This window comes from Tenacibaculum sp. TC6, from assembly GCF_050606265.1.
GTDB lineage: Bacteria > Bacteroidota > Bacteroidia > Flavobacteriales > Flavobacteriaceae > Polaribacter.
Genome location: NZ_JBOCUK010000043.1, coordinates 1 through 21,209 on the forward strand (window position 1 = coordinate 1; position 21,209 = coordinate 21,209).

Consider the following 21,209-nt stretch of genomic DNA (forward strand, 5'->3'; position numbering starts at 1 on the left):
AACCATATTGCCCTCCTAGGGTAAAATATGCATAAGCCGAATTTTCAGGAAGCTCAGCTTTTAATTGATAGGTTTGTTTTTCTACAAATTCCAATTTATTAGTTAGTATAATAATACTCCTTAAAAATTTGTCTCCGTTATTAGAAAACGATAGACCAAACTCAAAACTATTATCGATATTTTGATAATTACAAGTAACAATAGGATTACCTAAAGGATTATTACCTTTAGGTAAAAACACTTTACCATCTACTAAGCACCCAATGGTGTTTTCTCCTGTTTGTGTAATTGGGGGTAGTTCTGTTTGCGGTTTAATAATATCGTCTTTACTGCAATTGGTAAAAGTTGCCACCAAAGCTAAAAGCACCAGTTTCTTTTTTAATAGGGTTGTTAATTTCATGGTTTTACGTTTTTGTTTTTTATACGGTGTACTGCATATCAAAGCGTCCTTCTCTGATTTTTATAATTTTTCCATCACTTAATCTAACAGCATCAAACCAAAAAGTACCTGATATGATGGATTTAGTAGGATCTAATTTGGTAATGGTAAGCTCACCCATAATTTTATCGGTAGTTCTATAGCCTTGTTGCCCTCCCCCTTCAATTGACACATAAGCATAAGCCGAATTTTCAGGAAGTTTTGCCTTTAATTGATAGGTTTGTCCTTCTGTGAATTCTAATCTATTTGTTCCTATTATAATTTGTCTGTGAAGATTTTTGTCATTAGAAAAGCGAAGCCCAAATTCATAGGCTCCATTTAAAAATTGATAGAAGCAGGTGTATTCAGGTGGACCGAACGGATTACTACCTTTAGGTAAAAACACTTCACCATCTACCAAGCACCCAACGGTGTTTTCACCAGTTTGTGTAATGAGGGGTAGTTCTGTTTGCGGTTTAATAATATCGTCTTTACTACAATTGGTAAAAGTTGCTACCAAAGCTAAAAGCACCAGTTTCTTTTTTAATAGGGTTGTTAATTTCATGTTTTTAGGTTTTTGTTTTTTTATACGGTATACTGCATATCAAAGCGCCCTTCTCTGATTTTTATAATTTTTCCATCGGTTATTCTTTCAGCATCAAACCAAAAAGTACCTGATATGATGGATTTAGTAGGGTCTAATTTGGTAATAGTAAGTTCTCCGGTTATAGTGTCCGTTGTACCATAACCATATTGCCCTCCTAGGGTAAAATATGCATAAGCCGAATTTTCAGGAAGTTTTGCTTTTAACTGATAGGTTTGTCCTTCTATTAACTCCAATTTATTACCACCAATAAATATACCTCTAGTTGGACTTTGTCGATTGTTAAAAAAACCAAGCCCGAATTCATAAGCTCCGTCTAAAAATTGATAATAACAAGTAGTAGAGGGTACTCCAAAAGGGTTTTTTTGGTGAGGTAAAAACACTTCACCATCTACCAAGCATCCAACGGTGTTTTCACCAGTTTGTGTAATAGGGGGCAGTTCTGTTTGCGGTTTAATAATATCGTCTTTACTGCAATTGGTAAAAGTTGCTATCAAAGCTAAAAGCACCAGTTTCTTTTTTAATAGGGTTGTTAATTTCATGTTTTTAGGTTTTTGTTTTTTTATACGGTATACTGCATATCAAAGCGTCCACTTCTGATTTTTATAATTTTTCCATCACTTAATCTAACAGCATCAAACCAAAAAGTACCTGATATAATGGATTTAGTTTCATCTAATTTATTAATCGTTATTTCTCCTGTTATGTTGTTTGATATCTTACATTAAGTATTACTCTAATGAAACAATTTTATTAGCTCATCCCGTTCTTTTTTTCTTTTTAGAGAAGAACTCCAAAAGGGTATAGAAATAGCACCATATACAACTCCACCTCCAATGAATGTACCACCTAAAACTTCTGAGATACCCTCATCTTTATTGTATAAGGCACTTCCTAAAACTATTCCGCTAATAGCAATAGAACTTAATACGATTGCTATTGTCTGATTTGTTTTTCTTTTTTTATCAAGTACTAATATGTTGTTTAGCTTTTCTTGAATAAAGGAGTCATCTAAATTAAGTTTTTCAGTTTTAATAGTAAGAACAGTTAGTTTACGAATTTCTTCTTTTGATACCTCTTGAGCACTCAAACAGTTATTTGTAAATAGAAGGATAAAAATTATAATTTGTTTCATATCAAAAGTTATTTTAAAAGATTGTAGCTTGTTTTTATTGTCTAATTTTTTTAAAAACAGCAACCATTAAAACTAGTTAATAGTTATAAATAAGATTAAGAGAGTCATTTTTGTTTAAAATCTCAATTTCTTCTTCTATTTTTTCAGTTACACCGTTTTTTTTCTTGGTAACAAATAACCTGTTTTTTCCTACTATAGATTTAAAACTAAAAGTATTATTTGTGGTATTGGCAAATCTCTCCTTAATAATCGGAACTTTGTAATTATTTGGAAATCCATAAGGAAAATAAAGCCAAAAGGAAAAACCATCGTGTTCATTGATGGGGTTATAGTTATTAAGAGCAATAGTTGATTTTTTTGATTTATAAGGAATAAAATAGTCTATTTCTAAAGTAACCTCTTTGTTTGTAATATTTTTGATACGATATACATCATATTCTGTATTTAAATATTTACTGAAATCAGATGGCTTTAAAAAATTGTTAGTTAAGGAAACCTCAATGTTGTCATATCTTATTCTTAATTCAAGGATACCAGATGAGTTACCAATTTCTGTGTCATATAGAAAGACATTCATTTTGTAATTACCATTTGAATCAGTAAAAGCTTTACCAATTTTTCTTTTTATGTAGGCAAATTTATCTTTTAACCAATAATGTAAACTTATTTCTATATTTTCTATTCCTTTGCCATCAGCCTTAAATATTCTGCCCTTTATAAGAGTACAATTATTTGAGCATTGTATATTTGAATCATCATCGTCTTTAATACAAGAACTTATTAAAAACAAAATGACCAATAAACCTAAATTTTTAAATATAGCAGTTTTCATATAGTTGAATTGTTTTTTTTGTTGAAAATGAGTTGTTTACAATTTTATTTGGCAAAATAACTGAAGAAGAGAAGATGATGCAAATATTACTATTTGCTATTTATGAAATATTGCTTGTTATTCATGAATGGCAGGTGATAGTTTTTATGGATAAGCAAAAAGAGGAATGATTTTCTAGCAGATAAAAATTTGTCTAAGGTTTTAAAATTGTTACTTTTGGCTTTTGGAGAAGGTAAAATAAAAAATTGTAAGAGTGAATATTAAGGATTTTTTTAATTTGTTTTTAATAGTAAGCGCAATCCATGGTTTTGTGTTTTTTACAGCCCTTTATTTTTCTAAAGAAGGAAAAAACAAAACATTAGTTTATATCAATTTTTTAGTTTTAGCTATATCTTTAAATAACTTTCAATCTTGGGTTTTAGTTAAACAGTTTTTTACAAATCATCTTTTTTTAAGGTATTTTGAAATACCATGGCATTTTTTGATAGCTTCTTTTTTTTACATGTTTTTAATTCATTATTTGGAGATAGAAAAAAAACACCGGAATATATTAAAAGGCATTTTATCTCTTTTTATTGTTTTATTAATTATCAGATTAGGATTTTATTATGTGAATAATGGAGTTCAAGAAACACTTCCGATATTCAAAAAATATACAGTTTTAGAGGAGGTTTTGAGTATCATTTTGTCTTTTGCTATTTTTGGTTACTCTTATTATTTGTATAAATTAACTATAAGTGAAAAAACAGAATCCAAAGTAATCGATTTTGATAATCTGAAATGGATTAATGTTTTTTTTAAATTAGGATTACTAGCATATGTTTTTTGGATAATTCCTTTAATAGTTACCTTATCTTTAGGTTTTAAAGTGTTTTTACCTTCTTATTATCCTTTGCGAGTTTTTACTACTGTTTTAATTTATTGGTTAGGTTATCAGTCAATTATACAGTTAAGGACATTGAAAGAAAGAAAGTATTTAAGAGAAAATGCAATTATTGAAAGAAAAGAGAAAAAGGTTCAAACATTGAGGGTAAATGAAAATAATAAAAATGATAAATCTATAAATATACCGGAGGAAATAGTAGAAGGTATTTTAAAAGGATTGGAAAAATTTGAAGCTAATAAAGAGTATTGTTCTCAAAATGTTACGTTAAGCAGCTTGGCAAGTGAACTTCATACAAACACCAATTATTTATCGAAAGTAATTAATCATTACAAAGAGTTGTCTTTTAGTAATTATATTAATACTTTGAGAATAAATAACATTATAGAACAGCTAGAGGAAAAACCTATTATTAGAAAGTTTACAATTAAAGCAATTGCACTAGAAGCGGGGTTTAGTAGTTCGGATTCTTTTTCTAAGGCCTTTTTTAAATTGAAAGATATGAACCCTTCGGAGTATATTAAAAAGCTGGAAGCATAAATTTGTTCGATCTCAAATTTTGTTTCGTTGTAGTTTTAAAAAACCACATACCAAAAATTTATAGTGTTAAAAATTAGGTATGTGATTGTTTTAATATAAATGAGATTAGGTTTAATTGACTAACGAATTTATTTTTCAAGTCCTTTTTGTAATACTGATTTGATTCCTTCTAAGTTTTCTGAAAAGGCCATCATTTGATGTAGAATCTGTGCCATTTCATTTTTATTACCCAACCCTTTTAATTTATTGTTTTTTACAAAAATCTGTTTGATAGTATCCCAACGTACAAGCTCTTCATCTGATAAGCGATTAATAAGTTCTTTATATTTTAATAAGTTAGCTTCAGCTGAAGAGGTTAGAGTTTGAGATTCGCTTTCGTAATGTGATAAAATAACACGATTTAACTCAGTATCGTTCATGATAGGAACAATTTTAGCTACTAATTTATTCATATCACGGTAAGAGCCTTGGAGTTTGAATGAAGGTTCAGTTCTGTAGGCATCTTCCATAGCAGCTGATTGTATATACGCTTGATTTACTTTTAAAATAGTGTTTCGTACCGTAATTACCTTTTCTAAAACAGAAGTATAATCTTGAACTTCTTGCTTGGTATGATTGCCTTTTAAATTGATTTCTTGAGTGTTGTTTTCAATTTTATCAATTAATGTATATACATCTTCAAAATATTTACTGCTTAATTGGTGTAATACCGGGTTAGATGTTAACGAGTTTTCTATTAAACTCAATTTGAATAAATGCTCGGTATCACCAATAATATCACCTAAATTATAAATATCAGCACGGTTGGCTAACATATCCGGAATTTGAAACTTGTCGCCACTTTCTGTATATGGGTTTCCGGCCATTATCACACAGAATTTTTTTCCACGTAAATCATAGGTTTTAGGCTTTTCATTATAAACACCTTCTATTTTTCGTGTTCCGTCTGATAATGAGATGAATTTTTGTAAGAATTCCGGATTACAATGCTGAATATCATCTAAATAAAGCATTACATTGTCTCCCATTTCAAAAGCTAAATTTAATTTTTTTAGCTCTTCTCTTGAAGCAGAGTTATTGGCAGCCATCGGATCAACAGAGGTTACTTCATGACCAATAGCCGGACCGTTTATTTTCATAAATACCAAGCCTAGTCGATTAGAAATGTATTCCATTAACGTAGTTTTACCATAACCGGGAGGTGAAATAAGTAGGAGCATTCCCATTCTGTCAGTACGCTTAGTATCGCCAACAGTTCCTAATTGCTTCGCTAAATTATCTCCAATTAAAGGAAAATATACTTGATCTATTAATTTATTTCTTACAAAAGAAGAGAGTACTCTAGGTTTAAATTCTTCTAATTTTAAAGCTTCTTTCAGCTCTTCTGTAACTTGATGTTTGGCTTCTTTGTATTGATTAAAATTCGGAACTTCAATCTCAGTAAACGAAGTTAATTCGCTTATAAAATTGTGGTAATTAAAATTCAAATTACCTTCTGTTATCGATGGATGACTCCCTTTTAAATTACTGATAACTTCCGTAGGTTGCACTTTTACCGTGGCTGGTTTTGAAAGATTTTCAAATAATAAAAGAGCCGTTACCTCATAGATATATTCTTTAGAGTCGATTGCTGTATTTAGTATAAAAGAATCTACCCATTGAATAACAAGTTTAATTTTATCGGTATAATCTGTTAGTTTCTGAACTCCGTTTTTAAAACTAAGTAAAGCGTTTTGTTTTTCAAGAGTTTTAATAAAATTCTCTTTTAACGTTAAGGCATTACTGCTTATTTGAAAAGAATTATTGTTTTGTAGTTCTTCAAATAAATAGGTAGCAATTTGTTGCGAATCTTCTGATGGAAATAGTTGTGAAGATTCTGAAAAATCATGTATAGCTTTTACTAAATCATCAATAATAAAATTACCCGAATTGCTTTTAGGGAAAACTTTTAAAACATCACCTGAAGCTTTAATGCTTGTATTGTATATGTTTTGTTGTTTTTCACTTATATAATTCCAAAAAAACTGAGCAAAAGCTCTTGTTTTAGGAGTAAAAATTAATACCCCTAATTCATGATGTTTACGAGTTAATGTGTATAGAATTTTAGCAGCATCTACATCATGAACACCTTTAACGTACCCCTCAGCATATAAGTTGCTACTTTCTTTTTGAACAAGTTTTAACAGCTCAGCTTCTGTTAATGAATAAAGCGTGTCATTTCCTGTTTTTTTAAATAGCTGATAGGCTAAATATGAAGCTCTGTATACAAAGTTATTTTCTGAAACTAACTCTTGATTCCAGTATTTTTTTGAAGTTAATAAAACTTCATTGGTTATTCTTTCGTAGAAATCGGTTCCGGTTAAATGATAATATAATTGCTCATTTTTATAAACAATGGTTAAGTCTAAAACTTGTTTGTTAACACCAAATTTGTGTTTGCCAAATTTTATAATACTTTCACCGTCTTCATACAATTCTTGCTTGTCTTTAAGTTTTCTAAGCGTATCTTCTTTAGCTACTTTTAGTTGGGTTTCAATAGCTTCAGCTTTTCCAATATCATCTAATTCTTTTAGCTGACTAATAATATCTCTTACTTTATTAATCATTAAATCAGCAGCAAAGTAACCGTTAATATCTTCTATTGAATTGAAAGAAGCGGCTTTTTTAGTAATCCCTTTTAAAATACGTTCAGAAGCTGTTTGTAAAGCAATTGTTTTTTTATTTCGTTTTTCAATGAGGTAGTTTTTTCTGTTTTCAAAGGCAGTGTGTATCTCTTCTCTTTTTTCAATTATTTGTGTAATAAACTCTTCAAAATCGGCAAACTTACCTTCTAACTCTTCTAATTGTATGGTTGTTTTGGTTAAGAATTCATCACACTTTTCAGGAGTGTTTGCCATGTCAATATAGTTAATTATACTTTGGTCAATTAACTTTAATTGGGCATTAAAATCAGCTTTAGCTTCCTTACTCCCTAAACTTTTAATGGTGTTTTTTATTCCGGATTTAAGTTGGTTAAGTGTTGCAAAAATCAGAGAAATATTATCTATTATTTTGGTTGATTGTGAAGTGTCTTCAATTTCTAAGTTAGAAACAATTTCAATCAACATTTCTAAATCGGTAGTAATTTGATTTACCTCTTTCTCTAATGCTTTAGCATCTATAACTTTTTTAATGTTGGGTAAAAACTCTTGTTTTTCAGCTACTCTTTTATGATAAGGCTCCAGCGCTTTATCATTTAAAAGAAATTGAACGCAACGTTTTGAGATTAACGTGTTTTGTTCTGCAACTTGTTCTTCTAGCTTTTTTAATAAATCCAGATCAATGTAGCGTATGTCATGTAAGCTAATAACTTCTCCTCGAAGTGAGCGAAGTTGACTTAATAAAACAACAAAATCATCAATAGATTTAAAAGACGTACTTTTTACCTTGCCAAATAATTCATCAGATTTTTTGTTAATAGCAATGGTTTCTTTTTCGGCTTGTTTTTTTAACTGAACTACTTTTTCAAATTCTTCTATAGCAGCGTTGGCGGCTTCGTTAATTTGAGATATAGGTAAGTTGAGCTCGTGAGTTTCTTTTTCAGGTAACCAATAGTAGGTATCGTTTATGTCTTTCGAAACTTTAGCAATGTCATTGTAAAGTCCTGTATAATTATCTTCTTTATTTAATAAAGTAATTAATTCGTGGCACTCTGCCATAGCTCGAACGATGTCTTTATTACCTATTTTATATAGTAAACTATCTTCATGTTGAGAAGGCATATAGTTTCCTTTTAAATAAGGTGTTTGCCAAATTTGAACAACATGATGTTTCGTTTGCTCATTTTCATTTTTAAAATAACAAAGTTCTCCGTTTTTTAAAACAGTAAAACCATTACAAATAATAGGTGTTTTTACACTTTGTTCAATAATATTGTAAGACATTAAGATGTACAGGCTTCTTATACCGGCGTAAAAAACATATAAGAAGTCTTCACCGTTGGGAGAAATTATTTTTTCCTGAAATTTTACTTCTTTAACATCACTTTCAAAAATTTTATATTCCCCTGTTTGTAAGTAATATCCGTTAGGGAAAATAATACCTTGATCATCGGGAAGTTGTACGGCAGTATCTTTTATACTGTCTATTTTTTGGACCTCTTGTAATTTGTGATTGTAAACAAAATACCTTGGTTTTTCCTGAAAAGGTTTTATTTCTAAGGTAATTAAATTGCCTAAATCACCAAAGCGAAATTGCCCGTCATCAAGAGTTTGATCAATATGTTCTACAGGTTCCGATAAAATCCCTTTTCCGTCATCTGTATTGTCTTCAACTTTTATGGTTAAATCACCACCAATGGTTTCAACAAAAATTTTATCAAGAATAGAAACATGAGAATGTGTACCGTAACGATGCATATCGCGAGTTACTTCTTGCCATTTGAATTCGTGCTGTATAGGAAATTTATATTCGTGTTCACTTCGGTTATCTACATATTGAAGCGTATTGTCTTTAAGTAACCATTTAAAGGCTTTAATGTCATTTTTATTATCGCTAAGTTGGAAAATCATGTATAAATAATTTCCAATAACAGCAAATTTTGCAAAAATTGTGTTCCTGTAATATTTATAAAGATTGGTGAAATCATCTAAAAAAAAAGGATCATTTAATAAGTCTAAAGACTGTATGTGAAAGTTTTGATTCTTAAATTCATAAATACTAAATACATCCGATAATTTGATGTCAGTTCGTAAACCAAAATGAACATTGTAACCAAAAATAGAGATGTTACCCAGTGATATAATATCTCTGGCAATACAATTATTTTCTGTATTAATTCTATTATTTGCAATTAGTTTGGTTTCAATAGTACCAAAAACGTGTTTTCTGGCATCATTTAATTTATGAAGACGTTCTTGTAAATCGTGTTTTTGTTTTTGTAACCTACTTTGAATGATTTCATAAGTTCCGCCATCCAATTGCTGTGTCGTATGCTGGTTTTCCATAAGTTTTTAGAATCGAGAAGTTTCTAGAGAGAAACAATACGTATTTGATACGTTGGGGTTATTCTTTAAAATCTAATTAAAAAGAGTTGTTTGAATACCTAAAAGAAAGAAACAAGAGTTGAGTTTTTAGTGTTCAACTCTTGTTTCATAAGTATTATTACGATAGCTTTTTATCAGATAAACCTAATCCTTTAGCTAAATTGAAAAGGTTACTGAATAAGTTTTCTTCGTCAGCATTAACCGCTTTAGATCTTAAGTTCATTAAAAGATTGGCAACGGTTAAGTTTTTAATATCTTCAGATGAAATTCCGTACTTAGTGGCAAAATCTTTTACTTTGTCTAGTAAATTACCTTTTACGTCATCACTTCCTAAAATAGCATCTTTTACATCTTGTATGTTAGAGCTATGTTGTACCAATCTATCAAAGCCTTTGGCTTTTGTTATTTGCCCGATAATTTGTTCAAAGAACATAGTTTCACCACCCACAATATCAATTTTTGCAGCTTTTAAGGCATCACCAATTACTTGTGCTTGAGCATCCGCAATATCTTTTTGAATGTTAATGTGAGCAAGATCTACTTTTAATTCTTTTTCTAAACGTAGTTTAAATTCTTCGTGCTCTTTACCAACACCGTCAAGTTTTTTCATAGCTTCTGCTTTTTCTTCAATTCCGGCAGCTTCTGCTAAGGCAATTTCTTTATCACCTATTGCTTTCGCTAAGGCCTTTTCTTTAATCACTTCTGCCTCAGCTACACCTTCTTCTTTTAAAGCCGCGGCTTTAGCTAAAATACCTTCTGCTTCTGCTTTGGCTTTTTTCTCAATAATAGTAGCTTCTACTAGTCCTTGGCGTTCGTTTGCATCTGCTTTAGCATGCATTACTTGTGCTTCAGATAAACCAAATGTAGCTTCTTCTTTAGCTTGTGCTTCAGCAAGTGTTTTTCTAGCTTCTGCTTCTTTTTCACTAGCTTCTTTTTTAGCTTGTGCTTCAATATTAATTTCTTCAGCTTTTTGCTTGGCAGCTTCTTTTTGTGCCTCAGCATCTTTAATAGTTCTAATTAATGCTTCTTCCGCTAGAGCTTCGGCAATCGTTATTTTAACTTGTTTCTCACGATCTGCTGTTTTGAAAGCTTCTATGTCTTTCATGTTCTCTTTTTCTTCTACTACTCCTTTTTCCAGCATTACACGATCACGAATAACATCTTGAATGTTTTTCTTTTCAACTTCAACAACTTTTTCTTTTTCAATTTGTGCCAAGGTTACAATACGTTCACGTTCTGTAGCTTCCAAAGCTCTGTCTTTTTCAACTCTTTCTGCTTCAACAGCCTCTGTACGTTGCTTATTTTTCTCAGCAACAATTACCTGACGTTGTTTGTTTTCTTCAGCTACTTGTACTTTTTCTTCGGTAGCAATTCGAGCGCTTTCAGATTTTAAGCGTTCTTCTTCAGCAACTTTTAATATTTCTGCCCCTTCGCGTGCTTTTATGTTGGCAATTTCACGTTTTTGTTGCTCTTCTTTTTCAGCCAATTGCTTGTCTAATTCTAAAATAGCTTCACGAGCTTCTACATCTTGTTTACGGATGGTTTTTTCTTCATCACGTTTAATCAAGTTAGACTTAATGTTTTGTGTAGCGGTTAACTCAGTAATTTTTTTAATTCCTTCAGCATCTAAAATATTGTCAGGTTTTAAGAAAGATACCGGAGTTTGTTCCAAATAATCAATAGCGCAATCTTCTAAAGTGTATCCGTTTAAATCTCTACCAATTTCATTAATAATTTCATCTCTGAATTCACTTCTTGATTCATATAATTGAACAAAGTCAAATTTTTTACCTACTGTTTTTAATCCTTCAGAAAATTTGGCTTCAAAAAGTTCTTCTAGGGTTTCAATATAGGAAGCTCTTTTACAGCCAATAGTTTGTGCTACTTCAATAATGGCTTCTTTTGATTTGTTTACTCTAACAAAGAAAGCTACTTTAATATCAGCTCTCATATTATCTTTACAAATAAGTCCGTCAGTACCTAAACGGTCAATTTCGATTTTTTTAACAGAAATATCCATTATTTCTACTTTGTGTAATACAGGTATTACATACATTCCTTTATCGAATGCAACTGCGGTACCTCCAAAACCTGTTTTTACCAAGGCTTGTCCTTGAGGAATTTTTCTGTAGAATAAAGCAATTATGATAACAAATAGTAAGACAAGTGAGGCTAGTCCGCCGACAACCATCCAAACAATATTCATTATATCAAGTTGTGCAAAAATTAATAGCGTTGTGGTCATAGTTTATTTTTAGTTATAAGATTGAATGTAATAGAATTTTTTATCTGAGGATTCTTTAATGATTAAGATTTCTTCACCGGATTTAATTTCTTCTCCGTGTAGCGATTTTGCGTAAATATTAATAGGATCACTATTAACAAATAGTTTAACACTGCCTAGTTTTTCTTGTGAAATATTAGATAGTAAAATGCCTCTTCTTCCTATTAAATCTAAAGATTCAACACCTTTTCTTTCTAGTTTTTTGAAAAATACTTTAAAAGGAGTTGTAAAAATTTTATTTAAAATAAGTGAGGGAAGTATAGCTGATAAGAATATAATTACTCCAAATGAATTATTGTAACTATGGGTAAGATAGGTACTAATAACGGTAATTGCCCACCAAAAGAAAATCCATGAAGTAAAGGTGAAAAGAAATGGGAGTTCAACAAAGTTAAAGTAGAGTAAAATAACTTGCCACCATTTTAATTTTCTTCTTCTTTCTCCAACTACAGCTTCTTTTTTGAGTTCTATATTGGTAACATCTTCTAAATCTACACCGGTGGAGTCTATATCTATATCAGTGTCAATATCAACGTCAATATCTATATCAAAATCTAAGTCAAGCCCCACTAACATGGTAAATAGTCTGTAAGAACCCAGTACTATAAGTAAAATAGTAAGTGGGGCATTGACTGTTGAAAAAACTAAATCAGTTAATGAATTCAATGTTATGCTTCTTTATTATTATCTGTAAATCCTAATTGTTCTTTTAGTTTTGCTAAATCATTTTCTGCATTGTTTTCTTTTTCATCAATAGCATCATTTAACTCATTATCAATAGTTTTTGTTGAGTTTGCTAAATCTCCGTATGCTTCTGCCAGTGCTTCTTCCTGAATAACTTTGTCTTTCATACGCTCCAACATAGAAACGGTTCCGCTGCTATCTAATTCAGCCATTTGTTTATTTAGATTTTTAGTAGCCTTAGAAACTTTTACACGAGCTTTAAGTGTTTTTAGTTCACTTTCCCACTTGTTTATGTTTTGTTTAATTTCTTGCACACTTTTTTCAAGTTGAGCAACTGAACTATCTAATTTTTCAGCTTCAACTTTAGTTCTGGTAACTTCCTGAATAGCTTCTTCTTTTTTTACTAAGGCTTGTTTTGCTAATCTATCAGCTTCATTTGTTTCAAGTTCACCCTTTTGGGCTTTTTTTAAAATAAGCATCGCTTTTTGGTGGTAATCTTCTGCTTTAGCAGTATATTCTTCCATATCGTTTTTAGCACGAATAGCTAATGCTTTAATTTGAGCAAGAGATTCAACACTTTTTTCTAAGTCTAAACGTAAATCTCTAATACCCTGTTCGGTCATTTTTATAGGATCTTCCATTTTATCAATGGCAGAGTTAGTTTCTGCTTGTCCTATTTTGAATAATCTTCTAAATATATTCATGGTATGTTTTTTTAATATTTTGAATAGGTAATAATCTGTTCTGAATATTCACTTAACAGCAAGCTTAAAGAGTTTAAGCTGGCTTCCAGTTCGTTAAGGTCTAAATTCTCCAGTTGTAAAGTATCTCTAAAAATAACACGTTCTCCGCTATCATCTAATACAAAGGCACCGTGTACAATGTCTCTATTTTTTTTCAGAAGGTTTCTGAAAATTTCTTCATTAGGTTGATTCACCTTAAAAATGAATTGTTCAATAATAATTATAGGATAAGCAACACCAATAATTAAGTTTTTAATACCAAAGCTTTCTTTTTCAATAACAAAAATCCCGTCAGTTGAATCTTCTTTAATAATATTAACATTGAGTTCTTGTAAGAAGTTTTTTGTTTTTATGTAGTGATTGTCCATTAGCAATTGAGTTAGTTAGTTTAATTGTTTCTTTTTAGCCGTGTAATATTACAAAAAAGTTTTGAGAACTATACTTGTAATGTAAATCGTTATTGTTATCATGAAAAATTATTTAATGATTTTAGTTGATTTTTTTTAGTTTTTCTAATTGTTTTAGCAAAAACCGAGTATATTAGCTAATAATATTAGTGTAAAAGTAAATAATATTTTTTAATTTGCAAATAAAATTAGCAAAAAATGTCTTTTTTTGGAAAAAATATAAAAAAAATAAGAGGAGTTAAGGGATTGAGTCAACAAGCATTTGCAGAGCTATTTGATTTAAAAAGAGCTACTTTAGGTGCTTATGAAGAAGGAAGGAGTGAACCTAAAATAGAGACTATTATTAAGATTGCTAATTATTTTAGCATAGCAATTGACGATTTATTAACTTCTGAATTAACGGTAAATACATTATTGCAGTTTAAAGGAGATTTGGCAGTACAGGTAGGTACTATTGAAAAAGAAAGTTTGGTAAGTATACCTTTAATTACCGAAAAAAATATAGCTGATTATATTAAGTATTATGATAAAACTAATTTTATTAATGATTTACCGGCGATACAATTGCCTTTAAATTCAGGAAAAAATTTAAGAGCTTATACGGTTGTAAATTTAGAAATGTCAGCTAATGAAAATGGGTTATATCCTAATGATATTGTGGTAACAGAGCATTTTGATGTAAATGAGTTGGTAAAGATTACCCAAGAGGAGTTATTTTTAGTATTAACAGATGAAGAGTTAATTTTACGTTATTTACTTTTTACCAATGATGATGTTGTGTTGAAAGCAACTCATAAAAATGTAGAAGATAAAGTTTATAATAAAAAGGCTATTAAAGAACTTTGGAGGGTAAAATATACTTTTTTAAAGAGGGTGCCGGAGTTTAAAAACCCTATTGAAGATAAATTGTTTTTTTTAGAAAGAGAATTTGAAAAGTTAAAAGGTAAAATGTGATAAGTTTCGTAAATTTGGAATCCTAAATTTTAGTCACATGAATATACCTCAAACCAGTTCCCCACGTGTAGTGATTGTGGGTGGAGGATTTGCAGGATTGGCAGCTGCCAGAGGATTAGAAGAACAAGAACTACAAGTTGTTTTAATCGATAAACACAATTATCATACTTTTCAACCTTTATTATATCAAGTAGCTACAGGAGGTTTAGAACCCGATAGCATTGCTTTTCCTCTGAGGAAGCGGTTTAATGATGTTGAAAATTTCTACTTTCGACTTGCTGAAGTTATTAAGATTGATGCAGAAAAAAATAGAGTAGAAACTTCTATTGGAACTATAGATTATGATATTTTAATTCTGGCAACAGGATCTACAACCAACTTTTTTGGAAACACCAATATCGAAAGATATGCTATGGAAATGAAAACCGTTCCGCAAGCTTTAAATATCAGAAGTTTGGTTTTAGAAAATTTTGAAGAAGCACTACTTGAAACTAATTTAGAAAAACGCTTAGCTTTAATAAATTTTGTTATTGTTGGTGGCGGACCTACAGGGGTTGAATTAGCAGGTGCATTGGCTGAGATGAAAAAAGGAATACTTCCTAAAGATTATCCGGATTTAGATATAAGACAAATGAAAATAAATCTTATTCAAAGTTCAGGGGAGTTACTTAAAGGAATGAGCGATAAATCTTCAAAGAAATCAGAAGAATTCCTTAAAAAATTGGGAGTCGATGTATGGAAAGATTTGAGAGTTCTTGATTATGACGGAGAAACTGTGACTACCGATGGAGAAGATCATTTTAAAGCTCAGACAGTTATTTGGGCAGCAGGTGTAAAAGGTGCTGCTGTTGATGGTTTGAATACAGAATGTGTTATTGAAAGAGCTTGCAGAATTAAGGTAGATGAATATAGTAAAGTTAAAGGCAATCAAAATATATATGCAATAGGTGATGTGGCTTGTATGGAAACCAAAGAGTATAAATTTGGACACCCTATGATGGCACAACCTGCAATTCAGCAAGGAAGACTGTTAGCAAAAAATATCATAGCAGAACTTAAAGGAAAAAAATTAAAACCTTTTGTTTACAAGGATAAAGGAGCTATGGCAACAATTGGTAGAAATAAAGCCGTAGTAGATTTGCCAAAATGGAAGTTTCAAGGTGTATTTGCTTGGTTTGTGTGGATGTTTGTTCACCTTTTTTCTTTAATTGGGTTTAGAAACAAAGTAATTGTTTTTATGAACTGGGTATATAATTATGTGCGTTTTGATAGAGAAACCCGATTGATTATACGTCCTTATAAGCGAAAGAATAAATATTCATTTGAAAATGAACAAGCTTAAAACAAGTTCAAATATAAAATGTAAAGAATGTGGTGTTTTTACTGAAAATGCAGATTACTGTAAAAACTGTGGGGCTCTTATATCGCATAAAATAGAAAGAGAGTTAAGAGAAACTGCTTTTAAGAAAGAACAAATAGAAGAAGCTAAAAGAGCACTTGAAAATCCTAATTTGCCAACGCGGTTAATGCAGCATCCGTTCTTTTTATATAAAATAATTGGTTGGATTTTGCATTCGGTATTTTTAATTATCAGTGCAATAGGTGCACTTTTAGCTTGGTTTATAGCCATGGTTGCAGCAGGATAAACGTTTACAAGGTAAGATGAGGTGGAATATTAGAAAATTACCTGCTTATTTTTTTGGAGCATCTTGTTTATTGGGAAGTTTTATTTATTTCTCGCCTATTATTGGGGTTGAACTTCCAAAGTATGTACGTTTTTATGTAAATGATTTATTAATAGTTCCTATTGTTTTAACTATTTGCCTTTTCGTAATAAGAAAACTAAAAAGAGATTCGAAATACCAATTACATTTCATATACGTAATGTATGTAAGTTTAGGGTATTCAGTTTTTTTTGAATATTACTTACCTTCTTTTCATCAAAGATATACGTATGATAGCATTGATATATTGTTATATTTTGTTGGAGGAATTTTATTTTACTATCTACAAAAGGTAGTAAGAAAAGAAAAACAACTACATGAAAGTAAAAGCATCTAATGACGTTATAGGAAGAATTAATAAAGCATTGATTTATATAGATGAACATATAAATCAAAAAATTCTTTTAGAAGATGTGGCTAAAGAGGCGTATTTTTCTCCCTATCACTTTCACAGGCTATTTTCTATAGTAATAGGAGAAACCTTACATTCATATATTCTTCGTAAAAGAATAGAAAAATCGGCAAAGTTATTATTGAGAAAAGATAATACTTCTATGGTAGAAATTGCCGAGAGTATAGGTTTTATCAACGCATCTGCCTTTTCAAGAAGTTTTAAGAAGTTTTACGGAATTAGTCCCACTGATTTTAAAGAAAGTGCCACAAGTAAGTTTAGCAAGATTTGTATAGAGGATAGCAAGAAACGTCCAATAAAAATTAAGCTGGAACAATACATTAGCAATATTAATAAACACTTAAATTTTATAGAAATGAATGCTAAAATTGAAGTAAAAAATATTGCAGCAATTCAAGTAGCTTATTTAACACATATCGGAACTGCTCAAAAGATAGCAAAGGTATATGAAGAATTAATAAAATGGGCGTATCCTAAAGGACTCTTAACTGAAGATGTAAAAATGGCTACAATTTATCATGATAGTCCTAAAATAACTGCACCTGAAAAATTAAGAATGAGTGCTTGTATTCTTCTTACTGATGAAATTAAAACTGAAGGAAATGTTGGTGTTAGAACAATTCCGGGAGGAAAACATATTGTGGCAAGTTATGAGATAACCTTAGAAGAATTTCAAATAGCTTGGGAATCGGTATTTGTTTGGTTATCCGAAAAAGGATTCAAGGTTAGAGGAGCAGAACCTTTTGAAATTTACCATAACGATTTTAACAAACATCCGGAAAAAAAATGTATAGTTGATTTTTACGTTCCGGTTGAATAGTAAAAAAGCCGAATTATTAAATAATTCGGCTTTTTTGTGTTAACAGCAACCTGAATCAGGAGTGCAACATGATGAAGTTTGTTTGTGTATATCTGACAATTTGACTTTAGTTTTTGAATTTGGAGGAAAACCACATTTTTCTTCAGCTAAACAAGCGGTGGCTTTATTGATTAATAAAAAATTTCCGGCTTTAAAATCTAAGCCATATTTACCAATTGTGTTTCCTTGATATTCAACTTCAATCTCTAAATCTTCTAAACCTAAAACCTTTTCTGAAAGCTCAATAATATGAATCAGTTTTTCCGGATGTAAACGATGGTTGTAGTCATCTTTATTCCAAAGTTGAAAATTGATAACTTCTTCATTTCTAACAGTACCGCCACAATCAATAAAATGTTTACTGATTTTTCCTACTTCAGTAACATGAAAGTGAGAAGGAACCAAACTTCCGTCTGGTAACTCAAAAGCAATAGTGGTAAGATTTTGTAAGTGTTTTTTTATTTCTGAAAGTCTCATAATTTTAAAGGTTTATTAATGATAAAACATAATATAATTCGGTTGCTATTTGTATACTTCGTTCTGCGTACTTTTCTTCTTCAAAAACAGTATTATCAAACTTTTTAGGATCTTCATAAGTCAATGCAATCTTTTCATTTGCTCCGGCAACAAACGGACAACCGTCATCAGCTTGAGAACAGGTCATTACAGCTGTAAAGTTTGATTTAGGATTGAAATCATGAAAATACTCTTTTGAAAAGCCAATAATAGGTGGGGAATTGTGGTCAAATTTTAAGGCGTATACAGGATTTGTCCCCTCAGTGATTTGAGTGATACTAAAACCTTGTTTTTTCAATGTTTTAATTACTGGGGCAGCTATTGCAGTTGCTTCTGTTCCGCCAGAATAACAAAAAATAGTTGGTACATTAAAATGAGATGCCAAAGTTTGCATCCATATTTGTGATAAATGACTTCTTCTAGAGTTATGGGTGCAAATAAAATTAAGGTTAATGATTTCTCCTTTGCTTTTTTTAGTTTTTATAATTTCAGCAAGAGAATGTAATATAACTTTTCTTTCCTCAGAAATTGAGGTTGCGTCTAATTGATTTATAAGCTCAGTAATTACTGTATTCATTTTTTTATTGCAATATTACGATTAATGATATTAAATTTTTTTATTTACAACAAGCTTCATTCGTAGATTTTTGTGAGAATAAGTTAAAAAGTGTTTGTTGAATTTTTACCCAATGGGTAGTGTCTATACAATAACACACACTTGTTCCTTCAATATTTCCTTTAATAATGCCTATGTTTTTTAGTTCTTTTAAATGTTGTGAAATGGTAGGTTGAGCTAAACCAATTTCATTCACTAAATCACCACAAATACAAGATTCAATCTTTAATAAGTGTTGTATAATGGCAATACGAGCAGGATGACCTAAAACCTTAGCTACCTTAGCAATTTCATTTTGCTCATCTGTAAAAATTTCTGATTTGGTTACGCCCATTATTGTATTTTTATATTGCAATATTACGATTAAATGAATTGTAAAACAAGTTTTTTCTTTTGATTCAAAATTACACTACTGAAAATCTGATTGTTAAAAGGTGATTTTCTCCTTTTTAAAGAGAAAAATACTATAAGAAAATGAGGGTTTACAATGCTGTTTTCCAGTTTGTTGTGTTTTAATTTTGAAATGATGATAATGAAGGTTGTCAATAAAAAAACAAACTAAAACTTAAAACAAAAATTATGAATAATGTAATTAAAGGAAATCTTTCCGGGTATTTATGTGATGAATGCTTGGAAAACATAAGTAATGTTAAAATACGATTTTACATTCCTACGAATGATAGTATTGCGGTGGCTACACATCAAAAAACTGCTATAACATTACTAACAGAAAAACAGATTAAGGCTAAAGAAAGATATCTTATTGGAGAAGGAATAACTGATGAGTTAGGAAATTACGAAATAGTATTAAATGAAAATTATAAAGAAGATAGTATTGAGTTTGATTTTGAATGTAGCACGGTGCCAAAATCGTTACATGATAAAAATAAATTTCCTTCACGACAATTCTATGTAACTACTTTTAATCCGGAATGGAGTTTTAACGATAACCAAGATGTACAATTAGCTTCTTATTCGTATGTTTTAAGTGCTAAATGGTGGTGTTTTATCAGAGGAACTCTTTTTGATGCTTGGGTGATATGTGGTAGATTGTTAAACTGTAAAACAGGGCAGCCTATTACCGGAGCAACAATTACTGCTATGGATGCAGATTTGATAACGGATGATAAGTTGGGGAGTGTAGTGACAAATTCCACCGGACATTTTAGAATAGATTACACTTCTACTACTTTTAAACAAACATTTTTATCGCCGTGGATAAATGTAGAAACAGATCCGGGATTACCTATCCGCTTCCAAAGTGGTCCGGATGTTTATTTTAAAGCAGAATTGGCCGGTACTATGTTAGTAAATGAAACCAAACAAAACGCTCGAAAAAATGTGGGGTATTGTTTATGCGTAAACTTATGTTCAGAAGTTAATGTTGTTGATCCTAATGACCCTACCTTTCCAAGTGCTTGGACAGGAATAGGTGATACTTTTAGTGCTTCGTTTGGAACCAATCCGTATGATTTTGATGTAGATGGTTTTGCAGGAAGCGAAAAATATGCATTGTATAGTAATATACGATTAACAGGGCAGGCTGCATTAAAATCAGTTGGAGGAAACCCAATTGAATATCGATTTGTCATAAGTGATGTAACTACTCCGAATGGAGGACCTAGTCCGGCTGATAGTAATTTTACAAAAATTATAGGAGTTACTCCAGGTTTGTTTGTTCCCGGTTTAATTTTAAAATTAACTAAAAAAATAATGGGGCCAAGTAATAACGAAATATTTGTAAACAGTAAACAATCTGATTTTGATACTGATGGTTGGTTTGATGCGAATAAAGCTATTGATAGAACACTAATAGAGCACGGGTTAACACCAGCAGATTTGTCACTTTACAATATTATAGAAGAAGACACTTTGCTAACGTTAAATACTAATGCACTTACTTCAGCGCCTAATGTGCCTAATACAGTATTACCAGGTCAAAATGTGCCTAATGCAGATAAAATGCCCGTAGAAAAAGTAGCAATTCGATTTGAAATAAGAGAAGTTATTAATAAAGCAACGAATCAATTTGCGGTAGTTCCGGGTAGTGGAAAAACGTTAAATTCTGTAGTAATGAATAACAATTCCGTGTATATGAAATTATCTATAGCTGAATTGGAAGCAACAACATTGTGTACACCAATTAACGGAACGGTGCATGCAAAGTATACTGTATATCATCCGTATTTAACATATACAAGGCTTCATTTAAAAAATAACAGTGCCACTGTGAATAGAACAATAAATGATGGGGTATTACCATTGGCGCCTAATTTTACACCGGCATCAGATGAGGTTACTAACAATAACTCACAATTGAATAATGCTCCTAATGATATGACTAGGTGTACATACACCCTAAAGCTTACTGCAAGAAGTAGGTTGCATAATGGAGATAACGCAATTTCTATCCAAGGTCCCGTTGAGCAACTATTCTTTTATGATATATAATTAAAAATAAAAAAGGAAGTGGTTTTTATAACTACTTCCTTTTCAAATTGTCCCGTCCTAAAATAAGTTGACACAAATTAGACTTATTTTATGAATACGAGTCCACACAAGAAAAAGCGCACA

General features: G+C 30.7%; 20 protein-coding genes and 1 pseudogene. 7 read left to right on the plus strand and 14 right to left on the minus strand.

Annotated elements, in window-relative coordinates:
- The 6 genes and pseudogenes from ACQY1Q_RS15815 to ACQY1Q_RS15840 all read right to left on the minus strand — a co-directional run.
- A pseudogene (locus ACQY1Q_RS15815) lies at window positions 1-400 on the minus strand (hypothetical protein); the annotation flags it as partial.
- Between the two features lie 19 nt (window positions 401-419).
- Window positions 420-983, minus strand: a complete 564-nt coding sequence (locus tag ACQY1Q_RS15820) for a DUF6252 family protein (RefSeq protein ID WP_431006304.1) — start codon at window positions 981-983, stop codon at window positions 420-422.
- Between the two features lie 20 nt (window positions 984-1,003).
- Window positions 1,004-1,564 (minus strand): DUF6252 family protein, encoded by a 561-nt coding sequence (locus ACQY1Q_RS15825; RefSeq protein ID WP_431006305.1) that lies wholly within the window; start codon window positions 1,562-1,564, stop codon window positions 1,004-1,006.
- 20 nt (window positions 1,565-1,584) lie between these two features.
- Entirely contained in the window at window positions 1,585-1,740 is a 156-nt protein-coding gene (locus ACQY1Q_RS15830; protein ID WP_431006322.1) for a DUF6252 family protein, read from the minus strand.
- An 18-nt stretch (window positions 1,741-1,758) separates the two neighbouring features.
- A complete protein-coding gene (locus ACQY1Q_RS15835; protein WP_431006306.1) occupies window positions 1,759-2,157 on the minus strand; it encodes a hypothetical protein in 399 nt (132 codons plus the stop codon).
- A gap of 76 nt (window positions 2,158-2,233) precedes the next feature.
- A complete protein-coding gene (locus tag ACQY1Q_RS15840; protein ID WP_431006307.1) occupies window positions 2,234-2,989 on the minus strand; it encodes a hypothetical protein in 756 nt (251 codons plus the stop codon).
- Window positions 2,990-3,509: 520 nt separating this feature from the next.
- Between ACQY1Q_RS15840 and ACQY1Q_RS15845 the strand changes: the two genes are divergently transcribed.
- Window positions 3,510-4,412, plus strand: a complete 903-nt coding sequence (locus tag ACQY1Q_RS15845; RefSeq protein ID WP_431006308.1) for a helix-turn-helix domain-containing protein — start codon at window positions 3,510-3,512, stop codon at window positions 4,410-4,412.
- A 128-nt stretch (window positions 4,413-4,540) separates the two neighbouring features.
- On the opposite strand, the gene ACQY1Q_RS15850 is transcribed toward ACQY1Q_RS15845, so the two are convergent.
- From ACQY1Q_RS15850 to ACQY1Q_RS15870, 5 genes are all read right to left on the minus strand, one after another.
- Window positions 4,541-9,397 carry a DNA repair ATPase gene (locus tag ACQY1Q_RS15850; RefSeq protein WP_431006309.1) on the minus strand — a complete coding sequence of 1,619 codons (4,857 nt, stop codon included), beginning with the start codon at window positions 9,395-9,397 and terminating at the stop codon, window positions 4,541-4,543.
- Window positions 9,398-9,554: 157 nt separating this feature from the next.
- Window positions 9,555-11,642 (minus strand): flotillin family protein, encoded by a 2,088-nt coding sequence (locus ACQY1Q_RS15855; protein ID WP_431006323.1) that lies wholly within the window; start codon window positions 11,640-11,642, stop codon window positions 9,555-9,557.
- A gap of 48 nt (window positions 11,643-11,690) precedes the next feature.
- A complete protein-coding gene (locus tag ACQY1Q_RS15860; protein ID WP_431006310.1) occupies window positions 11,691-12,386 on the minus strand; it encodes a hypothetical protein in 696 nt (231 codons plus the stop codon).
- 2 nt (window positions 12,387-12,388) lie between these two features.
- A complete protein-coding gene (locus tag ACQY1Q_RS15865; RefSeq protein ID WP_431006311.1) occupies window positions 12,389-13,108 on the minus strand; it encodes a PspA/IM30 family protein in 720 nt (239 codons plus the stop codon).
- Window positions 13,109-13,119: 11 nt separating this feature from the next.
- On the minus strand, window positions 13,120-13,515 hold the full coding sequence (locus ACQY1Q_RS15870; RefSeq protein ID WP_431006312.1) for a molecular chaperone Tir: 396 nt from the start codon (window positions 13,513-13,515) through the stop codon (window positions 13,120-13,122).
- A gap of 237 nt (window positions 13,516-13,752) precedes the next feature.
- Here ACQY1Q_RS15870 and ACQY1Q_RS15875 point away from each other — a divergent pair, with 237 nt between their 5' ends.
- From ACQY1Q_RS15875 to ACQY1Q_RS15895, 5 genes are read left to right on the plus strand one after another with little or no spacing between them, the layout of a single operon-like run.
- Window positions 13,753-14,508 carry a helix-turn-helix domain-containing protein gene (locus ACQY1Q_RS15875; protein ID WP_431006313.1) on the plus strand — a complete coding sequence of 252 codons (756 nt, stop codon included), beginning with the start codon at window positions 13,753-13,755 and terminating at the stop codon, window positions 14,506-14,508.
- 37 nt (window positions 14,509-14,545) lie between these two features.
- Window positions 14,546-15,850 carry an NAD(P)/FAD-dependent oxidoreductase gene (locus ACQY1Q_RS15880; RefSeq protein WP_431006314.1) on the plus strand — a complete coding sequence of 435 codons (1,305 nt, stop codon included), beginning with the start codon at window positions 14,546-14,548 and terminating at the stop codon, window positions 15,848-15,850.
- Window positions 15,837-16,154, plus strand: coding sequence for a hypothetical protein (locus tag ACQY1Q_RS15885; protein ID WP_431006315.1), 318 nt, complete (start codon window positions 15,837-15,839; stop codon window positions 16,152-16,154). Before ACQY1Q_RS15880 ends, ACQY1Q_RS15885 begins: the two co-directional genes overlap by 14 nt.
- A gap of 16 nt (window positions 16,155-16,170) precedes the next feature.
- Window positions 16,171-16,569 carry a hypothetical protein gene (locus tag ACQY1Q_RS15890; RefSeq protein WP_431006316.1) on the plus strand — a complete coding sequence of 133 codons (399 nt, stop codon included), beginning with the start codon at window positions 16,171-16,173 and terminating at the stop codon, window positions 16,567-16,569.
- Window positions 16,550-17,464, plus strand: coding sequence for an AraC family transcriptional regulator (locus ACQY1Q_RS15895; RefSeq protein ID WP_431006317.1), 915 nt, complete (start codon window positions 16,550-16,552; stop codon window positions 17,462-17,464). Before ACQY1Q_RS15890 ends, ACQY1Q_RS15895 begins: the two co-directional genes overlap by 20 nt.
- A gap of 39 nt (window positions 17,465-17,503) precedes the next feature.
- On the opposite strand, the gene ACQY1Q_RS15900 is transcribed toward ACQY1Q_RS15895, so the two are convergent.
- The 3 genes from ACQY1Q_RS15900 to ACQY1Q_RS15910 are packed head-to-tail and all read right to left on the minus strand — an operon-like array spanning window position 17,504 to window position 18,969.
- Window positions 17,504-17,980, minus strand: coding sequence for a DUF6428 family protein (locus ACQY1Q_RS15900; protein ID WP_431006318.1), 477 nt, complete (start codon window positions 17,978-17,980; stop codon window positions 17,504-17,506).
- Between the two features lie 4 nt (window positions 17,981-17,984).
- The gene (locus ACQY1Q_RS15905; protein WP_431006319.1) at window positions 17,985-18,596 is read right to left on the minus strand and encodes a low molecular weight phosphatase family protein; all 612 of its coding nucleotides are present in this window, start codon (window positions 18,594-18,596) and stop codon (window positions 17,985-17,987) included.
- A 40-nt stretch (window positions 18,597-18,636) separates the two neighbouring features.
- On the minus strand, window positions 18,637-18,969 hold the full coding sequence (locus ACQY1Q_RS15910; RefSeq protein WP_431006320.1) for an ArsR/SmtB family transcription factor: 333 nt from the start codon (window positions 18,967-18,969) through the stop codon (window positions 18,637-18,639).
- Between the two features lie 245 nt (window positions 18,970-19,214).
- Here ACQY1Q_RS15910 and ACQY1Q_RS15915 point away from each other — a divergent pair, with 245 nt between their 5' ends.
- Window positions 19,215-21,086: a carboxypeptidase-like regulatory domain-containing protein gene (locus ACQY1Q_RS15915; protein ID WP_431006321.1), complete on the plus strand. Its 1,872-nt coding sequence runs from the start codon at window positions 19,215-19,217 to the stop codon at window positions 21,084-21,086.
- Window positions 21,087-21,209 lie beyond the last annotated feature (123 nt).